The sequence below is a fragment of the Pseudomonas sp. FG36 genome (assembly GCF_057809275.1).
On sequence record NZ_JBMDJQ010000004.1, the window covers coordinates 1 to 25,686 of the forward strand.

Consider the following 25,686-nt stretch of genomic DNA (forward strand, 5'->3'; position numbering starts at 1 on the left):
CGTTGGTCAGGGTCACGGTGTAGGTGATCTGGCCACCTTCCGACACAGTGGTCTTATCGGCGGTCAGGGTCGCGACCACTTCACTGACGGTGTCGGTGATCTGCACGGTGGCATCGCCACCCAACTGCAGGTTCTCGAAGGTCTTGCCCGCCACGCTGGCATCGGTCACGCCGAGGGTCACGGAGCCGGCGTCCTTGAACACGTCGTCGCCCTGGGCCGGCAGACTGTAGGTGGCCTGGGTCTGGCCGGCGCTGATGACTACAGTGGCGCCATTGGACAGGGTCACGGTCAGGTCATGGTCGAGCTTCTGGCTGATCGATACAGTGAAGGTCGGCTGTTCAGCCTCGGTTACGTTGCCATTGCTGGCAATGCTGACGGTCACCGTGTCGATGCTGTCGCTGATCACGGTCTGGCTTGGCGTGGTGTCGGGCACCAGTTTTTCGAAGTTGCCGCCGGTGGCTCCGGTGATGCTGGTGCTGACCGTGCTGCCGTTGACGAACACATCGTTGGCCGGCGTCTGGAAGTCAACGCTGCCGGTCGATTCTCCTGCCTTGACGGTAATGGTCTGGCCATTGGACAGAGTGACGGTGACCGGGGTCTGGGCCGGGTTGGTCAGGGTCACGGTGTAGGTGATCACGCCGCCTTCGGTGACGCTTGGGGTCGCGGTCAGGGTGGCGGTGGTGGTGTCGATCGAATCGTTGATCTCCGTTTCCGCTGGTGCCGGGTTCGGCTCCAGTTTCTCGAAGTTGCCGCCCGTTGCCCCCGTGATCGTGGTGCTTACAGTGCTGCCATTGTTATAGACGTCGTTGGCCGGGGTCTGGAAATCGACGCTGCCGGACGACTTGCCGGCCTCGATGGTGACGGTCTGGCCATTGGACAGGGTGACGGTAACCGGGGTCTGGGCCGGGTTGGTCAGGGTCACGGTGTAGGTGATCACGCCGCCTTCGGTCACGCTTGGGGTCGCGGTCAGGGTGGCGGTGGTGGTGTCGACGGAGTCGTTGATCTTCGTTTCCGCTGGTGCCGGGTTCGGCTCCAGTTTCTCGAAGTTGCCGCCCGTTGCCCCCGTGATCGTGGTGCTTACAGTGCTGCCATTGTTATAGACGTCGTTGGCCGGGGTCTGGAAATCGACGCTGCCGGACGACTTGCCGGCCTCGATGGTGACGGTCTGGCCATTGGACAGGGTGACGGTAACCGGGGTCTGGGCCGGGTTGGTCAGGGTCACGGTGTAGGTGATCACGCCGCCTTCGGTCACGCTTGGGGTCGCGGTCAGGGTGGCGGTGGTGGTGTCGACGGAGTCGTTGATCTTCGTTTCCGCTGGTGCCGGGTTCGGCTCCAGTTTCTCGAAGTTGCCGCCCGTTGCCCCCGTGATCGTGGTGCTGACGGTGCTGCCGTTGTTGTAGACGTCGTTGGCCGGTGTCTGGAAGTCGACGCTGCCGGACGACTTGCCGGCCTCGATGGTGACGGTCTGGCCGTTGGACAGGGTGACGGTGACCGGGGTCTGGGCCGGGTTGGTCAGGGTCACGGTGTAGGTGATCACACCACCTTCGGTCACGCTCGGGGTGGCAGTGAGCGTGGCAGTGGTGGTGTCGATGGTGTCGGTGACCTGGGTCACGGCCGGGGTGGTGCTCGGCGTGACGATCAGGCCATTGCCGCCGCTGGTGCCGGTGATGGTCGCGGAAATCTGGCCGCCATCAATGTAGGGCGTGTCGTTGGCCGGGATATTGACGTTGACGGTACCGGTGGTCTGGCCGGCCGGGATCACGATGACGGCGCCGTTGGACAGGGTCACGGTCAGGTTGGTCAGCGGAGGCTGGCCGACGGTGGCGGTATAGACGATGACGCCACCCGCCTCGGTGATCGTGGGGGTGGCGCTCAGGGTCAGGCCGGTGGTGAGCGGGACGTTGGTCGTGTTGGTGTTGGCAGCGTTGCCGTCCAGTCCGCCTAGCTCCTCGACCGCCAGGCCATTGCCGAAGCCTATCGGGCCGGTGGGGAAGCCGATGCTCGGATCGACCACCCCGGCGGTCTCCTCGAGCAAGACGAAGCTGTGTCCGCCGCCGACCGAGCCGCCGCCTGCCGCGGCCGGGCCGGCTGCGGTGGCTTCCAGCTCGGTGGTTGGGTCGACACCGGCGGCGATGGCCTGTTGCAGCTCTTCGACCGAGGGCGCCGCCTGTGCGGTGGCCTGGCTCAAGTCGGTGCTGCTGTCGGGCGCGTCGGCGCTCCATTGGGTGTCACGGCCCAGGTCGAGCATACGGCCGTCTGCCAGCTCCAGGGTGACCGCGCCGCCCGCGCCGGTGTCTACCTGTTCACCTGCCAGCAAGCGATCGCCTTCGATCAGTACGCGCCGGATGCCTTCTGGGGAAACTGCGATGACTTGGCCAACAATGCTTTTGACGATGGCGACAACAGTGCTCATTGGACTCTCCGGGCTACCTGTTCAGTTGGCTTCCATGCCTGGCCGGCGTTGGAGGGCGGCGACTGATGGAATGTTTCAAATAATGTTTTTGACGCTGATTTGCGTCAATTTTACGTCTATAATTTCTGGCTATTAAGTTTATGCCAAACTATTGACCTTATGGCTGCCATCCTAAACAATCGCCAAGGTAATGTCACATTGATATTTGGCCAGCCAACCCCTTTCTTTTGTATTAATCGCACTGCCTATTCGGAAGCTTCCTACATACAGATCAGGGTTCGCCATTTTCCAAGGCAGGCACGGCTTCGGCTGTGATTTGGGACAACAGCTCTCTCGGGAACCAGTAAAAATGCGTGCGTCACTGTTCACCGCTCTTCCTTTCGCTCTCGCCGCCTCTTTCGTTCAAGCACAAACCTTGCCCGAAGCCATGCAGAAGGCCCTCGAGGTACACCCGGAAATCCAGGCCGGCGTGAACGCACGCACGGCCGCGGACTATCAACTGCGTGCAGCCCAGGGCGGCTATTTGCCGCGGGTCGATGTGACGGCCGGTTATGGCCGCGAGGGCACCGACAGCCCAAGCACCCGCAACCGCTGGGAGACGCTCAACCGTGGCGAATCTGCGATCCGCCTGCGGCAAATGGTCTTTGACGGTTTTGCCACCTCCAGCGAGGTCGGGCGTCAACAAGCCACCGTCAACGCCCGTGCCTACTCCTTGCTGGGGACCTCCGAGCGCACCGCCCTGACCGTCGCCCAGGTCTACCTGGACGTGCTGTCGCGCCGTGAGATGGTGCGCCTGGCCGAAGAAAACCTGCGCAACCACGATCGTATCCTTGACCAGATCAAACTGCGCACCAGCCGTGGCGTGGGCCGCATGGCCGACCTCGACCAGGCCGAAGCGCGCCAGGCCCAGGCCCGCAACAACCTGATCACCGAGCAGACCAACCTGGCCGATGCCAATACCAACTACCTGAGTGTCGTCGGGCAAATGCCCGACGAGTTAAGCACGCCCGCGCCATTTGTCGACCTGCTGCCGGCCTCCCTCGACGAAGCTCGCCACCAGTTGGTCGAAGAGAGCCCGATCCTGCGTTCAGCCGAGTCCGACATCGCGGCTGCCGAGAAGCAATACGAAGCGGCAAAGTCTACTTTTTATCCACGTTTCGATGCCGAACTCGGACGAACGGCCGACAACAACCTCGACGGCGCGGTCGGCCACAACAACGAATGGCAGGCCATGCTGCGCATGAACTTCAACCTGTACGCCGGCGGCAGCAACAAGGCGGACCTGGAATCGAAGTCGTACCTGGCCAACCAGGCACTGGACATTCGCAACAACGCCTTGCGACAGCTCAATGAGGAGTTAGGCCTGGCATGGAATGCTCTGGAAAACGCCAACGCCCAGGTGCCGATCGCCCAGCAGTACGTCGATCACAGCAACCGGGTGCGCAGCGCCTATCAGCAGCAGTTCGGCCTGGGCGAGCGAACCCTGCTCGACTTGCTCGACAGCGAGAATGAAACCTTCACCGCCCAGCGCCGTCTGGTGGAGGTGAAGAACATACAAATGTTTACTCAGTACCGAATCAAGGCGACCATCGGCCAACTGCTCAAGAGCCAGGGTGTCGTCGCGCCGATGGCAACGGTTGTGCAGAACGACCTGAAGCCCAAGGTGAGCCTGCCGGGCATGAACTGAGGGACGTCTTGAGTATCCCCGGCTCCTTCCGGCGGCGGCTGCAGGCCGTTGGTTGGAGCGGGTTCAGCTGTTGGAATGGTCGATCTTGATGGTCGGATCGGCACCGCTGATCAGTGACTGGATCGTGGTGTTCGACCAGTTGACACCCTCGAGCTTGATGCTGACATCGGCATTTGCCAAGCCGCCGGCAGCGTTCAGTTTGCCGTCGCTGCTCGCCTGTAGCGTGGTCTCGCCGTCGACAGTGGTGAGTCTGAGGAAGTTGTCGATGGCAATGTCCTCCTCACTCTGTAGCAGATCGCGAAGGTCGAGTCGGTCGCCTTCCTGGACGTTGAAGTCCCGGATCACATCCTTACCTTCGTCGCCGGCCCTCCATACGAAGGTATCGGCCCCTTTGCCTCCGATCAGCACGTCGTCACCTTTGCCACCCTCTATGTGATCGTCGCCACCCTGGCCGAAGATAATGTCCTGGCCAGCACCGCCCAGCAGAGTGTCGGCTCCATCATTGCTGCCCGAAACGTTAAATTCGGCGCTGTGCTCAGTGATGAAGTTGTGCATGGTTTCGGTATCTACAGTATTCACCGGCATGCTCAATTTGTCGGCGACGTAAGCTTGAATCGCATGAACACCCGCGCTGGCGATGCCGTCGAAGGTGATCAGGTCGCCGAAAAGAATGTCGTTGGCGCCACCACCATTGACGGTATCGTTACCCGGTCGGACGTACTCGGTATTTTCGAAGATAGCCTCGGCCAGCTTGCTGGGGTCGATATTGGCCTGCGACTCGCCGTCGGAATCAAAAGGGTTCAAATCCATAAGCTTGATACTGTCATTTATGCCGATGGCCTCGACATTGGACAGACCTTTCAGCAGTTTGAAGCTGGCAAGTGCGTTGATTAGGGAGTTAGGGCCAATCCTTGGATCTTCACGTACGACAGTAGAAAGCTCGTAAGCGCCATTGCCATTTGCGTGCAATTTTCCAAGTAACTCATGCTTCCATGTTTTGTCGCTGAAAGAGCTCAGCGTCAGGCTGCCATCGCTATCGATGTTTATAGTGGTAGTGCCTTTGTCTAGGTGGCCGTTGTATGCCATGCCCTGCTGATAGTCTATAGCGCTCAGGAAAATGTCCAAGGTAATACCTGAGTCACCCAGTATCGGATTGATGCGTTCTTCTTGATAGTGGGTTGGCACGCCATCGGTGAGGAAGAACGTCTGGTTACTGGCGGAGCTGCCAGCGCTCTGGAGATTGTTGAACCAGTTGGCAGTTGTCTTGAATGCATCTTCATAGTTTGTGCCACCGTTGTCGCCCTCTCCCGGTTTGAGGGTATTCAAGCCTCCGAGCAATTGCTGTAAGCCTGCTTCGTTCAGGGTAACCGAAACGATGCTGTTGACCTTGGAGGAGAAGTCCACCAGGAGGATGTTCACGCTGCCTGAGTGTGCGCCCTGGGTGCTGGCGGCCAATACCCTGAATACTGACTCGAGGGACTTTTTCGCTGCATCTACGCCTTGCTCTTTCATGCTGGCAGAGGTGTCGACGATGAACGCAAGGTTGTAGTTCTGCCCGGGCAGGACACGCCAGCCCGCGATGTCTGCCACAACGATGTTGTGATCAGCTGTACCGGTGTAGCTGTCATCTCCCTCGTTCAGGTTGATGGCGACGTAGGCCTGCGGCTGACCAGTAAAGGATGGCGTCGCGGTAGGTGCATGGATCGTGTTGAGCGCCCGAACGCCATAGTCAGGCGAGTCGTGGAGATTGCTACGGCCTGCCTCGGTTGGGAAGCCGATTCTCGGGGCAACCATCCCCGCGGTTTCTTGTAGCATCACGCTGCTATGGCCACCGTCATCAGGGGCGTTTGGGGCGACGATTGTTGTATCGGACTCGATAGTCGCGTCTGTGTCTGCCGTGATGGTCTGCTGCAGCGCTTCACTCGACGATGCGGCCTTACTGAGGTCGCTGCTGTCTGGGGGCGTGCCGGTCCACTGGGTGTCGCGACCCAGTTCGAGGATGCGGCCATCGGCCAGTTCAAGGGTCACCGAGCCACCGATGCCGGTGTCCAGTTGCTCTCCGGCAAGTAAGCGGTCACCCTCGATCAATATACGCTGGATACCCTCTGGGGAAACTGCGATAACCTGGCCAATAATGCTTTTGACGATAGCGACAACAGTGCTCATTTAGCTCTCCAAACTTTTATACAGTGGTCTGCCATGGTGGCGGCCATGTTGTTATGTAACTTTGGCTTGGCGTACTTAAGTGTGTGGTGCAAGCTTTAGGCTTTACCTGCTCGACGAGCATGCTGCGTTGGAAATAGGCTCGGAATGCTCATTTACAGCCTGTAAATTCGAGCGCGACCCCGACCGCTCCTCGCCTGTTTTGCCTTGCCTGATCGCTGCTCGACAACTATTCGTACAAACCCTAGGGCTGACTATGCCCCTAGGGACTGCCTGAGTCCTTGGCATGTTTCGGATGATGCTAAGCAATAATTTGTGCGCTTCATATTGGAAACCGTGTTTCTGAGGAATATTCCTACATGCCGTACATGACTGGGGAAATATTCCTACAACTACAAGTGAGCTTTCATCTTAAAAGGTTAGGAGAAATTAGCTTTTATAGCTGCGTCAGTATTTTTCCGGGAATCAGTTGAATGCGTGTGTCCTTGTTCGCCGCCCTACCTTTCACTTTCATCACTACTGTGGCTCAAGCCCAGACGTTGCCTGAAGCCATGCAGAAAGCCCTTGAGGTGCACCCGGACATCCAGGCCGGCGTGAACGCACGCACGGCTGCGGACTATCAGTTGCGTGCCGCCCAAGGCGGCTATTTGCCGCGGGTCGATGTGACGGCCGGCTATGGCCGCGAGGGCACCGACAGCCCAAGTACTCGCAACCGGGAGACCCTGAACCGTGGCGAGTCGGCCATTCGCCTGCGGCAGATGGTCTTTGACGGTTTCGCCACCTCCAGCGAGGTCGGTCGTCAGCAGGCCACCGTCAACGCCCGCGCCTACTCCTTGCTGGGGACCTCCGAGCGCACCGCGCTGACCGTCGCCCAGGTCTACCTGGACGTGCTGTCGCGCCGTGAGATGGTGCGCTTGGCCGAAGACAACCTGCGCAACCACGACCGCATCCTCGACCAGATCAAGTTGCGCACCAGCCGTGGTGTGGGCCGCCTGGCCGACCTTGACCAGGCCGAAGCACGGCAGGCCCAGGCCCGCAACAACCTGATTACCGAGCAGACCAACCTGGCCGATGCCAATACCAATTACCTGAGCGTCGTCGGGCAGATGCCCGACGAATTAAGCACGCCTGCGCCATTTCTCGACCTGCTGCCGGCCACCCTTGAGGAGGCCCGTCATCAGTTGATCAAGGACAGTCCGATCCTGCGTTCAGCCGAGTCGGACATCGCCGCCGCCGAGAAACAATACGAAGCGGCAAAGTCCACGTTCTACCCGCGTTTCGATGCCGAAATTGGACGAACGGTGGCCAACAACCTCGACGGTGCGATCGGCCACAACAACGAGTGGCAGGCGATGCTGCGCATGAACTTCAACCTGTACGCCGGCGGTAGCAACAAGGCGGACCTGAAATCGAAGTCGTACCTGGCCAACCAGGCACTGGACATTCGTAACAACGCCTTGCGCCAACTCAATGAGGAGTTAGGCTTGGCATGGAATGCTCTGGACAACGCCAACACCCAGGTGCCGATCGCCCAGCAGTACGTCGATCACAGCAACCGGGTGCGCAGCGCCTACCAGCAGCAGTTCGGCCTGGGCGAGCGTACGTTGCTCGACCTGCTCGACAGCGAGAATGAAACCTTCACCGCCCAGCGTCGTCTGGTAGAGGTGAAGAACACACAAATGTTTACTCAGTACCGAATCAAGGCGACCATTGGTCAACTGCTCAAGAGCCAGGGTGTCGTAGCGCCGATGGCCAATGTTGTGCAGAACGACCTGAAACCCAAGGTGAACCTGCCAGGCTTGAACTGAAAGGCTCCTTGAACCCACCCCCCGCAAGGATGAAGAGAGCGCCGCGTGGAATCCGAAGTCAGTCGAGTCCAACTCAGCCACGATCCACGCAGTCAGCATGACGACCCGCTGCTGGACAGTCTGTTGACCCTGTGTGTCCTGCATCAGAAGCCCGCCAGCCGGGCCATGCTGACCACGGGGCTGCCCTTGCCCTCGCAACGCCTGACCGCCGAGCTGCTGCCGCGTGCAGCCGCCCGGGCCGGGCTGCAGGGGCGCCTGTTGCAGCGCAAGCTGGAGCAAATACCCAGCATCGCCATGCCGGCGATGCTGCTGCTCAAGGAAGGCCGCTGCGCGGTGCTGCTGGGCTGGGAAAATGAAGACACCGCGCGGCTGCTGCTCAGCGAGAGCGACGGCGGCGAAGTGCATGTCACCCGTGAGGCGTTGCTGGGCGACTACAGCGGCAAGGTGTTCTTCGCCCAGCCGCAGCACAAGTTCGACGTCAACCACGGCAACCTGATCCCCCGCGCGCGCTCCTGGTTCCGCGACACGCTGCTGCGCAGCAAATGGCTGTACATCGATGCCATCGCCGCAAGCCTGGTGATCAACCTGATCGCCCTGGCCGCGCCGCTGTTCGTGATGAACGTGTACGACCGCGTGGTGCCCAACCAGGCCACGTCGACCCTGTGGGTACTGGCGGTGGGTATCGCCGGGGCCTATGTCTTCGACCTGATTCTAAAGGGGCTGCGCAGCCTCTGCCTGGACCTGGCCGGCAAGAAGACCGACCTGATCATCTCGGCGACGCTGTTCGAGCGCATCGTCGGCATGGCCATGAAGTATCGCCCGGCGCGGGTCGGCAGCTTCGCCCAGAATATCCACGAGTTTCAGGGGCTGCGCGACTTCCTCGCCTCGCTGACGCTGACCAGCCTGATCGACCTGCCGTTCACCCTGCTGATCCTGATGGTCATCGCCATCATCGGCGGGCACCTGGTGTGGATCCCGGTCCTGGCCTTCCCCTTGGCCCTGGGCATCGGCTACGCCTTGCAGAAGCCGCTGATGGCGACCATGGAGCGCACCATGGCGCTGGCCTCAGAGCGCCAGTCGAGCCTGATCGAGACCCTAGCCGGTTTGGACGGGATCAAGGTCAACAACGCCGAGAGCGAGCGCCAGTACATGTGGGAGCAGACCCTCGGCACCCTCAGCCGCCTCGAGTTGCGGGTCAAGGTGCTGTCGGGCCTGGCCATGAACATCACCCTGCTGATCCAGCAGTTGGCCGGCGTGGCGATGATCTGCGTGGGCGTGTACCTGATCATCGACGGCAACCTCAGCATGGGTGGCCTGGTGGCCTGCTACATGCTCAGCGGTCGCGCCCTTGGCCCGCTGGGCTCGCTGAACGGCCTGCTGGCCCGCTACCAGCAAGCCAAGGTGACCATGGTCGCCACTGACCAGATGATGGAACTGCCCCAGGAGCGCAACTTCGAAGAGCGCCCGCTGAGCCGCCAGGTGCTGCAGGGCGCCATCGAGTTCCGCGGCGTCGAGTTCACCTACCCGAACCAGCAGAACCAGGCGCTCAAGGGCATCAACCTGAACATCCGCCCAGGCGAGAAGGTCGGCATCATCGGCCGCAGCGGCTCGGGCAAGAGCTCGCTGGCCAAGTTGATCGTCGGCCTGTACGAACCGGACAACGGCTCGCTGTTGGTCGACGGCGTGGACATCCGCCAGATCGACGTCAGCGAACTGCGCCACAACATCGGCTACGTGCCCCAGGATATCCAGCTGTTGGCCGGTACCCTGCGCGACAACCTGGTCAGTGGCGCCCGCTACATCGAGGACGAGCTGATCCTGCAAGCCGCCGAGTTGGCGGGCGTTCACGAGTTCGCCCGCCTGCACCCCGACGGCTATGAGCTGCAGGTCGGCGAGCGTGGGCAGAACCTCTCCGGTGGCCAGCGGCAGAACGTCGCCCTGGGTCGTGCGCTGCTGCTCAACCCGCAGATCCTGCTGCTCGACGAACCCACCAGCGCCATGGACAACACCGGCGAGGAGCGCCTCAAGCAGCGCCTGGCCGCAGTCATCGAGAACAAGACCGTGCTGCTGGTCACCCACCGGGCGTCGCTGCTGTCGCTGGTGGACCGGTTGATCGTCATCGATCGTGGACAGATCGTCGCGGATGGCCCGAAAGCCGCCGTCATGGATGCGCTGAAGAAGGGGCAGATCAGTGTTGCATAAGCTGGATATCGGGCGTTTCAAGGACAACCTGCGCCGCTACTTCAAGGGCTCCGAGTCGTTGGCCGGGCAGCCGCTGCCCGAGGTCAACAAGGCGCTGATCGAGGACGCGCCGCGAGTGGTGCGCCTGACCATCTGGGGCGTGATCGCGTTCTTCCTGTTCCTCATCATCTGGGCCAGCGTCGCGCCCATCGACGAGGTGACGCGCGGGGAGGGCAAGGCCATCCCGTCGTCCAAGGTGCAGAAGATCCAGAACCTCGAGGGCGGCATCGTCGCCGAGATCTTCGCCAAGGAAGGGGAGATCGTCGAAGTCGGCCAGCCACTGCTACGTCTGGACGAGACCCGCTTCGCCTCCAACGTCGACGAGACCGAGGCCTCGCGCCTGGCCATGGCCCTGCGGGTGCAGCGTCTGAACGCCGAGGTCGAGGACAAGCCGTTGCAGATCGACGAGGAGCTGCGCAAGGCCGCGCCAAGCCAGGCGGCCAACGAACAGTCGCTGTACCTGAGCCGGCGTCAGCAGTTGCAGGACGAAATTGGCGGCCTGCAACAGCAGCTCGTGCAGAAGCAACAGGAGCTGCGCGAGTTCAACTCCAAGCGCGCCCAGTACGCCAATAGCCTGCAGCTGTTGCGCCAGGAAATCTCGATGTCCGAGCCACTGGTGGCCCAGGGCGCGATCTCCCAGGTCGAGGTGCTGCGCCTGCGCCGTGCCGAGGTCGAGAACCGTGGCCAGATGGACTCCACCACCCTGGCCATTCCGCGGGCCGAGGCGGCGATCAAGGAGGTCGAGAGCAAGATCGAGGAGACCCGCGGCAAGTTCCGCAGCGAGGCGCTGACCCAACTCAACGAGGCCCGCACCGAGCTGAACAAGGCCACCGCCACCAGCAAGGCGCTGGACGACCGCGTGCATCGCACCATGGTCATCTCGCCAGTGCGCGGTATCGTCAAGCAACTGCTGGTCAACACCATCGGCGGCGTGATCCAGCCGGGCAGCGACATCATCGAGATCGTGCCGCTGGACGACACCCTGGTGGTCGAGGCGAAGATCCTGCCCAAGGACATTGCCTTCCTGCACCCGGGCCAGGAAGCCACGGTCAAGTTTACCGCCTATGACTACACCATCTATGGCGGGATGAAGGCCAAGCTCAAGCAGATCGGTGCCGACACCATCACCGACGAAGACAAGAAGACCACCTATTACCTGATCAAGCTGCGCACCGATAAAAGCCATCTGGGCAGCGACGAGAAGCCGCTGCTGATCATTCCGGGGATGGTGGCCACGGTGGATATCATGACCGGCAAGAAGACCATCATGAGCTACCTGCTCAAGCCGATCATCAAGGCCCGTTCGGAAGCCTTGCGCGAGCGTTGATCGCGCGTGGGAGCGGGGCAAGCCCGCTCCCACGCTTTGCCTTTTGCTGCTTGCACGGGGCTGAGCCTATTCATATGGATATGCAATAAAGGTATTTAAATTCCTGTTCTTATGACTTTATAGTCACCCCACTGCGTACCCGCTGACCAATCGGCGCGCCGCACGACTCGAACCCACACGGGCAATCCCCGTGCGTTTCCGATCGTTGCGCGCCCTGAAGTCGCGCACTGCGTGGGAGTGAACAATGCCAGCCGCCTCGAACGCCTTGTCGACCATCGACAGCGCCCAACCGCAAACCTTCGACATCCGCCCGTTCCCCGGTGCCGTCGGCGCCGAGATCATCGGCCTCGACCTGGCCCGTCCGGTCAATGCCGAGGATTTCACCCGCATTCACCGCGCCCACCTGGACCATCATGTCCTGGTGTTTCGCGACCAGCGCATCACCCCCGAGCAGCAGATCGCCTTCAGTCGCCGGTTCGGCGAGCTGCAGATTCATGTGCTCAAGCAGTTCCTGCTCGCCGGCCATCCCGAGATCCTGATCGTATCCAACATCGTCGAGGACGGCCGCAACGTCGGCTTGGGCGACGCCGGCAAGTTCTGGCACTCGGACCTGTCGTACAAGGAGCTGCCGAGCCTGGGCTCGATGCTGCACGCCCAGGAGCTGCCCAGCGAGGGCGGCGACACCTTGTTCGCCGACATGCACAAGGCCTGGGACGCGGTGCCCGAGGCCCTGCGCCGGGTCGTAGAGGGCCGCAGTGCCGCCCATTCCTATACTGCCCGCTACGCCGAGACCAAGTTCGAAGGCAACTGGCGCCCGACGCTGACCGCCGAGCAACTGGCCCAGGTCCAGGAGGTCATCCACCCGGTGGTGCGTACTCATCCGGAAAACGGCCGCAAGGCGCTGTTCGTCAGCGAAGGCTTCACCACCCGCATCGTCGGCCTGCCGGATGACGAAAGCCGCGACGTGCTGCAACAGCTGTACGCCCTGAGCGTGCTGGAGCAGAACATCTACCGCCATCAATGGCAGCCCCACGACCTGGTGTTCTGGGACAACCGCTCGCTGATCCACCTGGCCGCCGGTTGCCCCGCGCACCTGCGCCGCAAGCTGTACCGCACCACCATCCAGGGCGATGTCCCGTTCTGACGACTGAGGAAATACACCATGCGCAAATCCATCAGCCGCCTGGCGGCAAGTATCGGCCTGGGCGCAAGCTTGGGTTTAGGCAGTCTGGCGGCGCCCACCGTGGCCCACGCCGAAGGGCAGATCCGCATCGCCGAGCAGTTCGGCATCGTCTACCTGCTGCTCAACGTGGTCCGTGACCAGCAACTGATCGAGAAGCACGGCAAGGAGCAGGGCCTCGAGATCAAGGTCGACTGGGCCCAGTTGTCCGGCGGCGCGGCGATCAACGACGCGTTGCTGTCCGGCTCGGTGGACATCGCTGGCGCCGGCGTGGGGCCGCTGCTCACCGTGTGGGATCGCACCAAGGGCCGCCAGAACGTCAAGGCCGTGGCCTCACTGGGCAACTTCCCGTACTACCTGGTCAGCAGCAACCCCAATGTGAAGACCATCGCCGATATCTCCGACAAGGACCGCATCGCCGTCCCGGCGGTGGGCGTTTCAGTACAGTCGCGCTTCCTGCAGTACGCTGCCGCACGGCAGTGGGGCGACAAGGAATACAACCGCCTCGACAAATACACCCTGGCCGTGCCGCACCCGGACGCCACTGCGGCCTTGCTGGCCGGCGGCACCGAGCTTAACGGGCACTTCTCCAACCCGCCGTTCCAGGACCAGGTACTGGCCAACAAGAACGTGCACGTGGTGCTCAACAGCTACGACTTGCTCGGCCCCAACTCACCGACCCTGCTGTTCGCCACCGAGAAATTCCGCAAGGACAACCCCAAGACCTACAAGGCCTTCGTCGATGCCCTGGCCGAGGCCGCCGACTATGCCCAGAAAGACAAGGCCGCCGCCGCTGATACCTACATCCGCGTGACCAAGGCCAAGATCGACCGCGAGGCGCTGATCAAGCTGATCGACAACCCGCAGTACGAATTCACTGTCACGCCGAAGAACACCTACAAGCTGGCCGAGTTCCTCTACCGGGTCGGCGCGATCAAGAACAAGCCCGAATCGTGGAAGGACTACTTCTTCCAGGATGAACGCCCGTTGCAGGGGAGCTGAGCGCCGATGACCGCCCCATTGCCAGGCCACACGGCCAGCACCCTGAGCCGTGTCGCCACGCCACCGCTGCTGACGGTGGACAACCTGAGCCTCGAGTACCGCACCGCCCAGCGCGTGGTGCGGGCCACCCACCAGGTCAGCTTCGAGGTGGATCGCGCCGACCGCTTCGTCCTGCTCGGCCCGTCCGGCTGCGGCAAGTCCACCTTGCTCAAGGCCGTGGCTGGCTTCATCGAACCCCGGGAAGGGCGGATCCTGCTCCAGGGTCAGCCGGTGCGCGGCCCCGGGCCTGACCGGATCGTGGTGTTCCAGGAATTCGACCAGCTGCCGCCGTGGAAGACGGTGAAGCAGAACGTGATGTTCCCGCTGCTGGTGTCCGGCCAGCTCAAGCGCGCCGAGGCCGAAGAGCGGGCGCTGCATTACCTGGAGAAGGTCGGCCTGGCCGCCTTCGCCGACGCATACCCACATACCTTGTCCGGCGGCATGAAAGCCCGCGTGGCGATCGCCCGGGCACTGGCCACGCAACCGAAGATCCTGCTGATGGACGAGCCGTTCGCCGCGCTCGATGCGCTCACCCGGCGCAAGATGCAGGAAGAGTTGTTGCTGTTGTGGGAAGAGGTGCGCTTCACCCTGTTGTTCGTCACCCACTCCATCGAAGAGGCGCTGGTGGTGGGCAACCGCATCCTGCTGCTGTCGCCGCATCCGGGGCGGGTGCGGGCCGAGGTGCACAGCCATCAGTACGACCTGGGCAGCCTCGGCGCCAGTGATTTCCAGGCCAGCGCCCGGCGCATCCACCGGTTGCTGTTCGACCAGGCCGACGCCCCGGAAAGCACCGGTGATCTGGGCTTCAACGATATCCGTATTGCCTACTGACAGGAGCCAGGACATGACCACGACACCTGTACGCCAGGAATACGAAGTGCCGCTGCAACCCCTCCCGGGTGTGCCGCTGGAGCGTGAGCTGCCGCTGATGCAACGCTTGTGGCAACAGGGTTGGCTGCGCAAGGCCGCGATCCTGATGCTGCTCGCGGTGGCCTGGGAGGCGGTGGCTCGCTATACCGGCAACGACCTGCTGCTGCCGGGCTTCCTGCAAACCTCCAGCGCATTGTGGGACGGGCTGCTCAGCGGCGAGCTGCCAGCCAAGGTCGGCGTTTCGCTGGTGGTGCTGCTCAAGGGCTATGTGCTGGGCATCGTCCTGGCATTCGGCCTGACCAGCCTGGCCGTCTCGACGCAGCTGGGGCGCGACCTGCTGGGCACGCTGACCTCGATGTTCAACCCGCTGCCGGCCATAGCCCTGCTGCCGCTGGCCTTGCTCTGGTTCGGCCTGGGCGACAACAGCCTGATCTTCGTGCTGGTGCATTCGGTGCTGTGGGCCTTGGCGCTGAACACCTACGCAGGCTTTCTCGGCGTGTCCGAAACCCTGCGCATGGCCGGGCGCAACTACGGGCTGCGTGGCCTGCGCCTGGTGCTGCACATCCTGGTACCAGCGGCGTTGCCGTCGATCCTGTCGGGGCTGAAGATCGGCTGGGCCTTCGCCTGGCGCACCCTGATCGCCGCCGAGCTGGTGTTCGGCGCCAGCAGCGGCAAGGGTGGGCTTGGCTGGTACATCTTCCAGAACCGCAACGAGCTGTATACCGACAAGGTGTTCGCCGGGCTCGCGGTGGTGATCCTGATCGGCCTGTTGGTGGAGGGGCTGGTGTTCAACACCCTCGAACGGCTGACCGTGCGGCGCTGGGGGATGCAGCGCTAGATATCCGCGCCCGATCGCGGGGCAAGCCAGTCATTCCAGGTATTGCGCCGCTGCGCTGGCCAATGTCCGCGCAATCTCCTCGCGCAATGCCTGCGGCGCTTCCACCACCAGCCCATCCCCCTGGCTCAGCAACCACCAGCGCAAGGGCCAGCCATCCGCCACGGTTGCCCGCAATCGGTGTCCCTGATCCAGCGCGGTCAACTGCATGTCCGCGGTCAGCGGCGTCTCGCGCAGACGGCGGGCCAGCAAGTCGCTGATCCACGCCTGCAGTTCGATGCCTTCCCCTTGGCCAGGCTGCAACGTATCGCCGCGCAGATACCCCTGCAGGTCGAAGTTCCCGCGCAACTCGCCGCCGGCGTTGGCCGACCAGTGCCAGCCGAACGGGATGCTCTTGTCGTTGCGCTCCAGCGGAAAGATCAGCGACAGCTCATTGAGGTCGCGCTCGACCGTGCGCTTGCTGACGTTGAAGCCCACGTCACGCAGGCGCCACACCAGTTCGGCACTGGTGATCCCGGGGGAGCGGCTGGGCAACTGGCGCAGCAATGCCCATTGGCGGCTGAGGGTGGCGCGAGTGGTGGCGAACGGCAAAAGGAAACGTCCTTGTCTAGGCTTGCCGGCATAGGATGGCGGCACGGGCAGGGCATGGCAATTGGCCACAGCCTGCTCAGATCAAGGAAGATGCAATTGGTTGCCTGGGATCAATTCGTTCGCGACAGGTTTTGTCGTGGCATCGCGCAGAATCACGCCTCACCACAGTGGAGGTTGGAGCTGTGGGTCGTTCAATGAGGATGAACATGTCTGCCGCCAGCAATATCCATTCGCTGCTTGCCCGGCTTCTACCCGAGCGGATCGTCCCGGCGCCGGCCCGCCCCGGACAGCGCCACCGGCTGTTCGCCGGGGTCGGCATGCCTGCCCAACAGGCCCTGAGCGGCGAGCGCTTTGGCCTGATCGACCGCCTGGACGAGGCAGTCGACCTGCAGGCGGTCTACCACGACCTCTGCCGCCAGGCCCTGCTGGGCAATGTCGCTGCGCTCAACGACCTGGGCTGGATCTGGCTCAATGGCAAATACTGGCGCGGCGACACGGTGCTGGCGGGGCACCTGTTGCGCATGGCGGCGTTGCAGGGCAACGCTGCCGCCTGGTTCAACCTCGGCCAGCAGCACTACTTCGGCAAGGGCGTTGATGTTTCGTACGTCAATGCGGCCGAATACTACCGCCATGCTTTCGAGCGGGGCATGGTGCATGCCGCCGCGGCGCTGGGCGATCTGTACGAGGAAGAGGTGTGCGAGGGTGACCAGGTGTGGCAGGTCGATCCGCTCGAGGCTTACCAATGGTTTCTGCGTGGCGCCGAGCGTGGCGAGAAGCGCTGCCGCTTCGAGGTGGGGTACCGATTGCTGCACGGCCTGTACGTCGAGGCCGATATCAAGGCCGGTCTGTACTGGCTGGAGTTGGCGGCGGCAACTGGGGTGATGCAGGCCGCCGAGGAGCTGGCAGTGCATTTCAGCAGCCGCGACGCGGCGCGCTACCTGGGCTGGCGCGACCAGGCGATCCAACTGGGCAGCACGCTGGCACTGACCATGAAGCTGGAAGACCAGATCCAGCCTTGAGCGCAGCGCGCCTGCCGGGATCATGAACAACCTTTCATCTTTTCCCTCCGTCACCTGCGGTTGACGACAGGGGGAGGGCAGGGCGTATATTGATAGTTAGCAAACTATGAATATCCTCGGTTCTCACATGTCCCTCGACGCACTGCACCTGAAAATCAGCAGCGGCATGGTTGTGGCTGCCCGGCACTGGCGCCGCCTGTGCCAGGGCGCCCTGACCGGCTATGGCATTTCCGAAGCCTGCGCCGTCCCCTTGCTGATGATCGTGCGCCTGGGCGATGGCGTGCATCAGGTGGCGGTGGCCCAGGCGGCCGGGTTGGAAAGCCCGTCGCTGGTGCGCCTGCTCGACCAGTTGTGCAAGGCTGGCCTGGTGTGCCGCAGCGAGGACCCGCTGGACCGTCGTGCCAAGGCGCTGAGCCTGACCGTCGAGGGCCGCGCCCTGGCCGAGTCCATCGAAGGCGAGCTGGTGCGCCTGCGTCGTGAAGTGCTTGGAGGCATCGACCAGGCCGACCTGGAGGCCACCTTGCGGGTCATCCATGCCTTCGAACAGGCAGGCCTGCAGCCATGAGTGGCTTCTTCAGCTCGGTCCCGCCGGCCCGCGACTGGTTCTACGGCGTGCGCACCTTCGCCGCGTCGATGATTGCCCTGTATATCGCCCTGCTGATGCAGCTGCCACGCCCGTACTGGGCCATGGCCACGGTCTATATCGTCTCCAGTCCATTCCTCGGCCCGACTACCTCCAAGGCGCTGTACCGCGCCCTGGGCACCTTGCTGGGCGCTGGTGGGGCGATCCTGCTGGTGCCGCCGCTGGTGCAATCGCCGCTGCTGCTGAGCATCGCCATCGCCCTGTGGACCGGCACGTTGCTGTTCCTCTCGCTGAACCTGCGCACGGCCAACAACTACGTGCTGATGCTGGCCGGCTACACTCTGCCGATGATCGCCCTGGCGGTGGTCGACAACCCGCTGGCAGTGTTCGACGTGGCCTCGTCCCGGGCCCAGGAAATCTGCCTGGGGATCGTCTGTGCGGCGGTGGTTGGCGCGGTATTCTGGCCGCGCCGGCTGGCGCCCGTGGTGGTCGGCGCCACCGGCAGCTGGTTCGGCGAGGCGATCCGCTACTGCGACACCTACCTGGCCCGCGAAGCCGGCGCCGACAAGGTTGGCGGCATGCGTGGCGCGATGGTCACCACCTTCAACTCGCTGGAGCTGATGATCGGCCAGCTTGGCCATGAAGGCGCCGGCCCGCATACCTTGAAGAACGCCCGCGAATTGCGCGGGCGGATGATCCATCTGCTGCCGGTGATCGACGCGCTCGACGATGCCCTGATCGCCCTAGAGGGTCGCGCCCCGGCGCAGTTCGCCTTGCTGCAACCGGTGCTGGACAGCGCCCGTGAATGGCTCGAAGGCACCGCCGACAGCGCCTCGGTGGCACGCTGGACCTCCCTGCACGAGCAGATCGACCGCCTGCAGCCGGGCGCCGCCGCCCTTGACCAGCGCGCCGAGCTCCTGCTGTCCAACGCCCTCTATCGCCTGACCGAATGGGCCGACCTCTGGCAGGACTGCTGCAGCCTGCAGCACGCCCTGCGCAAGGACGACGCCACGCCCTGGCGCGCGGTCTATCGTCACTGGCGCCTGGGCCGGCTGACACCGTTTTTCGACCGCGGCCTGATGCTCTACTCGGTGTTTTCCACGGTCACCGCCATCGTCGTCGCCTGCGGCCTGTGGATCGGCCTGGGCTGGAACGACGGCGCCAGCGCGGTGATCCTCGCCGCCGTGTCGTGCAGTTTCTTCGCCGCCATGGACGACCCGGCGCCGCAGATCTACCGGTTCTTCTTCTGGACGCTGATGTCGGTGATCTTCTCCAGCCTGTACCTGTTCCTGGTGCTGCCCAACCTGCACGACTTCGCCATGCTGGTGCTGGCCTTCGCCGTGCCGTTCATCTGCGTCGGCACTCTGACGGTGCAGCCGCGCTTCTATCTCGGCACCTTGCTGACCATCGTCAACACCTCGACCTTCATCAGCATCCAGGGCGCCTACGACGCCGACTTCTTCACTTTCCTCAATTCCAACCTGGCCGGCCCCGTGGGGCTGCTGTTCGCCTTCATCTGGACCCTGGTGGTACGCCCGTTCGGCGTGGAGCTGGCGGCCAAGCGCATGACCCGCTTCGCCTGGCGCGACATCGTCGAGATGACTGCGCCGGCCACCCTGGCCGAGCACCGCCAGGTCGGCGTGCAGATGCTCGACCGCCTGATGCAGCACCTGCCACGCCTGTCGCAGACCGGCCAGGACAGCGGCGTGGCGCTGCGCGACCTGCGCGTGGGCCTGAACCTGCTCGACCTGCTGGCGTACATGCCGCGCGCCGGTGCCCAGGCTCGCGAGCGCTTGCAGACGGTGATCGAGGAAGTCGGCGCGCACTACGCCGCCTGCCTGCGCGCCAGCGAGCGCCTGCATGCTCCGGCGGCACTGCTGCGCAACATGGAGCGCGCGCGCCTGGCGCTGAACCTCGATGAGCTTTACGAGCGCGGCGATGCCCGTACCCACCTGCTGCACGCCCTGGCCGGTTTGCGCCTGGCGCTGCTGCCAGGTGTCGAGGTGATGCTCGAGCCCGCCGAACAAACGCAACTGCCCCCGGGCCTCGACGGAGCACCCCTGTGATCGGTGAACTGGATATCAGCGGGGTGTTCCTGCCCACGCTGCTGGTGATGATGTTTGGCACCTACCTGTTGTACCTGGGCGTGCACGCAGTACTGGTGCGCCTGCATTTCTACCGCCTGGTCTGGCACCGGGCGCTGTTCAACGTTGCCCTGTATGCCGTGCTGCTTGGCGCGGTGGACCACTTTTGCCGAAGCCTGATGCTGCCATGAAAAAACCTTTGCTGACCTTGGGCCGCGTGGTCCTGACCTTGCTGGTAGTGACCTTCGCCGCCGTGCTCGTGTGGCAGATGGTGGTGTACTACATGTTCGCCCCCTGGACCCGCGACGGTCATATCCGCGCTGACGTGATCCAGATCGCCCCGGATGTTTCCGGGCTGATCCAGCAGGTCGAGGTGCGCGACAACCAGACCATCAAACGCGGTGACGTGCTGTTCACCATCGACCAGGACCGTTTCACCCTGGCCCTGCGCCAGGCCAAGGCAACCCTGGCCGAACGCCAGGAAACCCTGGCCCAGGCCTCCCGCGAGGCCCAGCGCAACCGCAAGCTGGGCAACCTGGTTGCGGCCGAGCAGCTTGAAGAGAGCCAGTCCCGCGAGGCCCGCGCCCGTTCGGCGGTGAGCGAGGCCCAGGTGCAGGTGGATGTCGCCCAGCTCAACCTCGACCGCTCGGTGGTGCGCAGCCCGGTGGATGGCTACCTCAACGACCGCGCCCCGCGCGCTCATGAGTTCGTCAGCGCCGGGCGCCCGGTGTTGTCGGTGGTCGACAGCGCCTCGTACCACGTCGATGGCTACTTCGAGGAAACCAAGCTGGGCGGGATCCATATCGGCGACGCCGTGGATATCCGTGTGATGGGCGACCCCACCCACCTGCGCGGCCGAGTGCAGAGTCTCTCCGCCGGTATCGAGGACCGCGACCGCAGCAGCGGCGCCAACCTGCTGCCCAACGTCAACCCGGCGTTCAGTTGGGTGCGTCTGGCCCAGCGGATCCCGGTACGCATCACCTTCGACGAAGTGCCGGCAGACTTTCGCATGATCGCCGGGCGCACCGCCACGGTGTCGATCGTCGAGGGTCAACGCCCATGAAACAGCTGATCCTGGCGGGGCTGTGCCTGTCCCTCGGCGCCTGCATGATGGTCGGCCCGGACTACGAGCTGCCCAAGGAGGCCGCCGTGCAGCGCGGCGACCTCAACGGCCCGCTGCGCCAGGACGCCGACAGCGTGGTCTCGGCGCCGGTGCCCGAGGACTGGTGGCAGCTGTATCAGGATCAAAGGCTCAACCAGCTGGTGCGCGAGGCGCTCGGCGCCAACACCGAGCTGCGCGTGGCTGCTGCCAACATCGCCAAGGCCCGCGCCCAGGTGGAGGTGGCCGAGTCGCAGGGTGGCTTCAATGGTGGCGTCAAGCTGGGCGCCCAGCGCCTGCAGGAGTCCGGCGAAGCGTTCCTGCTGCCGGAGAAAGTGCCGGTGGCCAACATTGGCGAGGCGATCATCAGCGCCAGCTACCAGTTCGACCTGTGGGGCACCTTCAAGCGCGGCACCGAGGCCGCCAAGGCCAATGCCGATGCCGTGCAAGCCGCCGCCGACACCGCGCGCATCACCCTGGTGGCCGATGTGGTCAAGGCGTACACCCAGGTGTGCTCGGCGAACGAGGAGTACCACATCGCCCGCGAGTCGCTTGGCCTGCAGCAGCAGAGCGTGCAACTGACCCAGCGTCTGCGCGACGCCGGGCGTGGCGACGAGAGCCAGGTCACCCGGTCGCAGACCCAGTTCAAGTCCTTGCGCGCCGAGCTGCCGCGCTTCAAGGCCGAGCGCGAGGCGGGCCTCTACACGCTGGCCGCGTTGCTGGCCAAGCCTGTCGAGCAATTGCCTGCCGGCACCGCCGATTGCGCCGAGCTGCCACAGCTGTCGCAACTGGTTCCGGTCGGCGATGGCGCCGCTCTGCTCAAGCGCCGCCCGGATGTGCGCCAGGCCGAGCGCCAGCTGGCGGCAGCCACTGCCACCATCGGTGTGGCCACCGGCGCGCTGTACCCGGATATCAGCATCGGCGCCCAGGTAGGCACCATCGGTATCCTCGACAACCTCGGTGAGCCGGCCACCAACCGCTGGGGCTTCGGCCCGCAGGTCAGTTGGAACATCCCCACCAACGGCACCCGTGCGCGCATCCGCATGGCCGAGGCCTCGACCCAGGCGGCGCTGGCGCATTTCGATGGGGTAGTACTGAATGCCATTCGCGAAACCCAGACCCGCCTGGCGCAATACAGCGCGCTGCTGGATCGGCGCGACGCGCTGGCCGAGGCGGAGCGCTCCGCCAAGGAGTCGGCGGACCAGACGCATCTGCGTTATCAGGTGGGGCGTGAGTCGTTCCTGGCGGACCTGCAGGCGACGCGGACCTACACTGATGTACGGGCACAGTTGGCAGCAGCCAACAGTCAGGTGGCGATGGGGCAGATTGGCGTGTTCCTGGCCTTGGGTGGCGGCTGGAAAAGCAGTGCCAGACCCTGAGGAAGAGCGAGGGAGCGGCGATGCGTCGACCCGACTTGCCCCGCGATACCGGCGAAGCCGGTGCCATCCATCGCGGGGCAAGTCGGGTCGCCGCATCGCCGCTCCCACGAACCCCTATGAAGCCCCAATTTTCCTTGGGGGAGAGGCTTAGTTCAGCACCCGCGCCGGCTCATCCGGCGGCAGGTTGTCCCGCCCACGCGGCTGCTTCGCCTGCCCGGGCACCGAGCCGCCCAACTGCTCGGCCAACTGCTGCGCCACATCCTCGCCCAGTGCCTTCGATACATCCCGCACCACCCGCGGACGGTTCAACGTCACGCGGCGGTCCTGGCTTTTCACCAGCTTGGTGTCCTGCCCTTCACCCATGGCGGTGAACGCCGAGGTGATCTCGTAGGTGCGGGTGTTGATCAGGCTGAAGTCGGCGACCACGGTCAGGCCCAGCACCGCCGAGTAGCTGTCGGTGTGGTCCAGCGAGTTGATGTCCTGCTGGAAGTCGATGTCCGACAGGGTGCCGAACAGCACGTAGTCGGCGCCCTTGAACGCGCCGTTCTTGATGCGGCGGATCACGTCGTACACGTCTTCCTTCGAGTCGGCGGTGTAGGGGCGGCCCTGGACCAGCTGGAACATGCCGGTCTTGAGGATCTCACCCTTGATGTCGCCACCGAACTTGCGCAGCTCGGTCTGCTCGATGTAGCTGTTGAGGCTCTCGTACTCGCTGTAGCTCGACTGGCCGCTGGCGTGGTACATGCCGGCCTGGCCGCTGCTCTGGGCGTTGATGGTGTGGATGTATTCCTCCACCTGCGCCTGGTAGGCCAGGTCGGTCACCGCCACCTTGGGGGCCGCCTGCGCGCCGAAGGCGCAGGCCAGGCCGATTATTGCCATCCATGCACGCATCGATCAGCGCTCCGTGGTCTTGCGGATTTCTTTTTCGTCCATCCACTCGGCCAGGCCGCTTTCCACGTCGATCAGCTGCAGGCTGAACTTGTAGAACACGTCCTTGTAGTCGCTGCTGCGCTTGACGATCGAGCTGATCGAGCCTTCCAGGCGGTACTTGGCGGCGATCATGTTGCCGGTCTTGGCCACGGTCTTCTTCTTGTACAGGCCGCTCTGGTTCTGCAGCTTGAGCTGGTCGACCTGGCTCTGCATGTCGGTGTTGTCGCTGGCGAAGCGGGCGGCGCCGGACTTCATCAGCTGGGTCTTGATCGAGGTGGTGATCTCGCGGGTATCGATGTACTCGCTGGTCTTGTTCTTCACGTCGTACACCTGCACCACCGGGCGGCCATGCAGCACGCCGGACTGGGCCAGCGAGCGGGTCATGCTCTCGGCGATCATCTGCAGGTCGGTGGAGCCGAACTCGTTGGTCACCAGTTCGACGGCCTTGCTGTCGCCGTAGCTGATGTTCTTGCCGCCGAGAACCGGCGAAGGGGTGCTGCAGCCGCTGACCAGGGCGATGGCGAGGGCGGCGAGGGAAAGGCGTGCAAACATCGAATGTGCTCCTGAAAGGGGTTACCGGGTGTGGACTTCGAGGCGGAAGTCACGGGCTGCGGGGGTCGGTGCGATGGCGGGCAGGAACTTGGCCTGCTTGCCGTACAGCGGCAGGGCCTTCCAGCTCTCTTCATCGGCCACCGGGAAACCATCGCTGCCCAGCCAGGCGAAGCGGTAGAACAGGGTCTGGTTGCTGCGGCTGCTGTTGGTCAGCGCCACGTTGACGGTGAGATAGCCGTTTTCGCGGGCGACGCGCATCTGGCCGATCTCGATGTCATCCAGCTGGCCCATGGTCACCACCTTGCTGGCGGCGCTGCCTGGGGCAGGGGGCGGGGTGGCGCAGCCGGCCAGGAGGGCGACGGCGGCCAGGGCGAGGCATGTTTTGCGCATGTTCGATCCTTGGGTTACTTGAGGCTGGCGACAGCGGTGGCTGCGGCCTGCGGGGCGACTTCGACGGACGGGCCGCCAGCGAACACGCGGTTGCCGACCACGCGCAGGCTGACCACCTGGTAGGGGCGATCGACTTTCACCGTGACCTGGGTGCCGCCGAGGCTCGACGGCAGGCTCAGGTGGTGTTCGCCCTGCTTGAGGCGTACGCGGGCCACCTGGGTTTCGTCGGGCAGGGTGCGCCAGGTGCGGGTATCGGCACCTTCCAGCACGGTGGAGGCAATGCCCACCACCAGCCCGGCCATCGGGTTGGTCTGGTTCAGGTTCTTCTGCGCCACGCCGCGGCTGATGGCGCGCACGCTGGTGCGCAGGATGATGCCCGGCATGTCGTCGCGCAGGGCGCGGCGTGACATGGCGGTGGTGCTGTTGAGCGCGGTCAGGGCCAGGGCCTTGTCGTTGAGCTGGATCTCGCTCAGGTGCGCGGTCGAAGTGTCTTCCCTGATGATCGGGAACGACAGCGGAGTGATCACCAGGTTGTCCTGGATCGGCAGTGGCAGCGGGATGCGGATCGAATCACGCGCCGGGGCCAGGCCGGTCTGTACCACGATCAACACGTCGCTTTCACCCGCCTTGGCGCTGTTCTTGTCCAGCTCCAGCAGCGCCTGGTCCAGCAGCGGGGTATTCGGGCGCAGCTCGGCGGCCTTGCGGTAGCCCGGCGCGGCCAGGCCCTTCTCGCCGAGGGCCTCGTAGACATAGCCGGACAGGTAATGGCTGAAGGCACTCTGGTAGCTGTTCTTCAGGCCGACCACCTCAGGGGCGTCGAGGCTGGCGACCGGGTAACCCTGCAGGTCCTTGTATTCGGTCTTGATGCCTTCCTTCTCGGCCTCTTCCTCGCGCTTGAGGTATTCCTTGTCGCGCAGCTCGGCGATGATTGCCTCGCGCTCGTGGGTCTTCTTGATCTCGGTGCGGGCGCCGTCGAAGTCGTTCTGCGCCAGCAGGTTCAAGGCCATCTGCGTGGTCAGCATGACTTTTTCGTAGTCGTAGCCTTCGTAGCGGCGCACCTTGTCGTTGACCAGGTAGCTGCCGAACTGGCTCAGGTACTTGTCGGTGTCGAGTTTGACCGACTCTTCCCACTGGAACACCACGCTGTCGGCCGAGCGCCAGGCGTCCTGGCTGCCCTTGAGGTCGCCCTTGGAGCGCAGCAGCTCGCCTTTTTCGAAGTAGTAGAGCAGGTCTTTCTTGTCGCCCTTATTGTTGCTTTCCAGCAGGGCGAGGGCGGCGTCGACATTGCCGGCGGCCAACTGCTTGTTGGTCTCCTGCAGTTCGCTGTCGTAGCTGCGGAACACCGAGCAGCCGGTAAGCTGCACGGCGGCGACCAGGGTCGCCAGGGTGAGGGCGCGGGATACCATCGGACTTCTTCTTTCCCTGAAACGGTTGGCCGCGTGGGCGGGGGCGGCAGATCCCTCTGTTTTATCGCCAGAACCTCTCGATGGAGGC

Annotated in this window: 21 protein-coding genes; 14 read left to right on the top strand and 7 right to left on the bottom strand. The window is 63.8% G+C overall.

Features of this window, described 5'->3' with window-relative positions:
- A partial coding sequence (locus ACODS9_RS05115; protein WP_489093429.1) for a retention module-containing protein occupies nucleotides 1-2,413 on the bottom strand: 2,413 nt, incomplete at its 3' end.
- A gap of 349 nt (nucleotides 2,414-2,762) precedes the next feature.
- Between ACODS9_RS05115 and ACODS9_RS05120 the strand changes: the two genes are divergently transcribed.
- Nucleotides 2,763-4,100 carry a TolC family outer membrane protein gene (locus ACODS9_RS05120; RefSeq protein WP_489093430.1) on the top strand — a complete coding sequence of 446 codons (1,338 nt, stop codon included), beginning with the start codon at nucleotides 2,763-2,765 and terminating at the stop codon, nucleotides 4,098-4,100.
- A gap of 63 nt (nucleotides 4,101-4,163) precedes the next feature.
- Here the strand turns inward: ACODS9_RS05120 and ACODS9_RS05125 are convergent, their stop codons facing one another.
- Nucleotides 4,164-6,266, bottom strand: a complete 2,103-nt coding sequence (locus tag ACODS9_RS05125) for a retention module-containing protein (RefSeq protein ID WP_489093431.1) — start codon at nucleotides 6,264-6,266, stop codon at nucleotides 4,164-4,166.
- A 470-nt stretch (nucleotides 6,267-6,736) separates the two neighbouring features.
- On the opposite strand from ACODS9_RS05125, the gene ACODS9_RS05130 reads away from it, so the two are divergent.
- From ACODS9_RS05130 to ACODS9_RS05160, 7 genes are all read left to right on the top strand, one after another.
- Nucleotides 6,737-8,071 carry a TolC family outer membrane protein gene (locus ACODS9_RS05130; RefSeq protein ID WP_489093432.1) on the top strand — a complete coding sequence of 445 codons (1,335 nt, stop codon included), beginning with the start codon at nucleotides 6,737-6,739 and terminating at the stop codon, nucleotides 8,069-8,071.
- Nucleotides 8,072-8,116: 45 nt separating this feature from the next.
- Nucleotides 8,117-10,273 (top strand): type I secretion system permease/ATPase, encoded by a 2,157-nt coding sequence (locus ACODS9_RS05135; protein WP_046857557.1) that lies wholly within the window; start codon nucleotides 8,117-8,119, stop codon nucleotides 10,271-10,273.
- On the top strand, nucleotides 10,263-11,639 hold the full coding sequence (locus ACODS9_RS05140) for an HlyD family type I secretion periplasmic adaptor subunit (protein WP_489093433.1): 1,377 nt from the start codon (nucleotides 10,263-10,265) through the stop codon (nucleotides 11,637-11,639). Before ACODS9_RS05135 ends, ACODS9_RS05140 begins: the two co-directional genes overlap by 11 nt.
- A 244-nt stretch (nucleotides 11,640-11,883) precedes the next feature.
- Nucleotides 11,884-12,783: a TauD/TfdA dioxygenase family protein gene (locus ACODS9_RS05145; protein ID WP_401107471.1), complete on the top strand. Its 900-nt coding sequence runs from the start codon at nucleotides 11,884-11,886 to the stop codon at nucleotides 12,781-12,783.
- A gap of 18 nt (nucleotides 12,784-12,801) precedes the next feature.
- The gene (locus ACODS9_RS05150) at nucleotides 12,802-13,821 is read left to right on the top strand and encodes an ABC transporter substrate-binding protein (RefSeq protein WP_401107474.1); all 1,020 of its coding nucleotides are present in this window, start codon (nucleotides 12,802-12,804) and stop codon (nucleotides 13,819-13,821) included.
- A gap of 6 nt (nucleotides 13,822-13,827) precedes the next feature.
- Entirely contained in the window at nucleotides 13,828-14,691 is an 864-nt protein-coding gene (locus ACODS9_RS05155) for an ABC transporter ATP-binding protein (RefSeq protein ID WP_401107476.1), read from the top strand.
- Between the two features lie 13 nt (nucleotides 14,692-14,704).
- On the top strand, nucleotides 14,705-15,568 hold the full coding sequence (locus ACODS9_RS05160) for an ABC transporter permease (protein ID WP_046857552.1): 864 nt from the start codon (nucleotides 14,705-14,707) through the stop codon (nucleotides 15,566-15,568).
- Between the two features lie 30 nt (nucleotides 15,569-15,598).
- Here the strand turns inward: ACODS9_RS05160 and ACODS9_RS05165 are convergent, their stop codons facing one another.
- Nucleotides 15,599-16,156 (bottom strand): WYL domain-containing protein, encoded by a 558-nt coding sequence (locus tag ACODS9_RS05165; protein WP_102684983.1) that lies wholly within the window; start codon nucleotides 16,154-16,156, stop codon nucleotides 15,599-15,601.
- A 206-nt stretch (nucleotides 16,157-16,362) separates the two neighbouring features.
- Between ACODS9_RS05165 and ACODS9_RS05170 the strand changes: the two genes are divergently transcribed.
- From ACODS9_RS05170 to ACODS9_RS05195, 6 genes are all read left to right on the top strand, one after another.
- On the top strand, nucleotides 16,363-17,175 hold the full coding sequence (locus ACODS9_RS05170) for a tetratricopeptide repeat protein (protein WP_401107478.1): 813 nt from the start codon (nucleotides 16,363-16,365) through the stop codon (nucleotides 17,173-17,175).
- A gap of 127 nt (nucleotides 17,176-17,302) precedes the next feature.
- Complete coding sequence (locus ACODS9_RS05175; protein WP_023630816.1) at nucleotides 17,303-17,740, top strand: MarR family winged helix-turn-helix transcriptional regulator; 438 nt, start codon at nucleotides 17,303-17,305, stop codon at nucleotides 17,738-17,740.
- Nucleotides 17,737-19,824, top strand: a complete 2,088-nt coding sequence (locus ACODS9_RS05180; RefSeq protein WP_489093434.1) for an FUSC family protein — start codon at nucleotides 17,737-17,739, stop codon at nucleotides 19,822-19,824. Before ACODS9_RS05175 ends, ACODS9_RS05180 begins: the two co-directional genes overlap by 4 nt.
- Complete coding sequence (locus tag ACODS9_RS05185; RefSeq protein WP_011531590.1) at nucleotides 19,821-20,033, top strand: DUF1656 domain-containing protein; 213 nt, start codon at nucleotides 19,821-19,823, stop codon at nucleotides 20,031-20,033. The genes ACODS9_RS05180 and ACODS9_RS05185 overlap by 4 nt, the downstream gene beginning before the upstream one ends.
- Nucleotides 20,030-20,905, top strand: coding sequence for an efflux RND transporter periplasmic adaptor subunit (locus ACODS9_RS05190; RefSeq protein ID WP_046857548.1), 876 nt, complete (start codon nucleotides 20,030-20,032; stop codon nucleotides 20,903-20,905). Before ACODS9_RS05185 ends, ACODS9_RS05190 begins: the two co-directional genes overlap by 4 nt.
- Entirely contained in the window at nucleotides 20,902-22,320 is a 1,419-nt protein-coding gene (locus tag ACODS9_RS05195; RefSeq protein WP_489093435.1) for an efflux transporter outer membrane subunit, read from the top strand. The genes ACODS9_RS05190 and ACODS9_RS05195 overlap by 4 nt, the downstream gene beginning before the upstream one ends.
- A 147-nt stretch (nucleotides 22,321-22,467) precedes the next feature.
- Here ACODS9_RS05195 and ACODS9_RS05200 read toward each other — a convergent pair whose 3' ends face one another.
- The 4 genes from ACODS9_RS05200 to ACODS9_RS05215 are packed head-to-tail and all read right to left on the bottom strand — an operon-like array spanning nucleotide 22,468 to nucleotide 25,598.
- Nucleotides 22,468-23,211: a hypothetical protein gene (locus tag ACODS9_RS05200; protein WP_046857545.1), complete on the bottom strand. Its 744-nt coding sequence runs from the start codon at nucleotides 23,209-23,211 to the stop codon at nucleotides 22,468-22,470.
- 3 nt (nucleotides 23,212-23,214) lie between these two features.
- A complete protein-coding gene (gene lpoB / locus ACODS9_RS05205; RefSeq protein ID WP_023632455.1) occupies nucleotides 23,215-23,802 on the bottom strand; it encodes a penicillin-binding protein activator LpoB in 588 nt (195 codons plus the stop codon).
- Nucleotides 23,803-23,823: 21 nt separating this feature from the next.
- Complete coding sequence (locus ACODS9_RS05210) at nucleotides 23,824-24,192, bottom strand: YcfL family putative periplasmic lipoprotein (RefSeq protein WP_038707145.1); 369 nt, start codon at nucleotides 24,190-24,192, stop codon at nucleotides 23,824-23,826.
- Between the two features lie 14 nt (nucleotides 24,193-24,206).
- Nucleotides 24,207-25,598 carry a COG3014 family protein gene (locus ACODS9_RS05215; RefSeq protein ID WP_046857542.1) on the bottom strand — a complete coding sequence of 464 codons (1,392 nt, stop codon included), beginning with the start codon at nucleotides 25,596-25,598 and terminating at the stop codon, nucleotides 24,207-24,209.
- Between the last annotated feature and the right edge of the window lie 88 nt (nucleotides 25,599-25,686).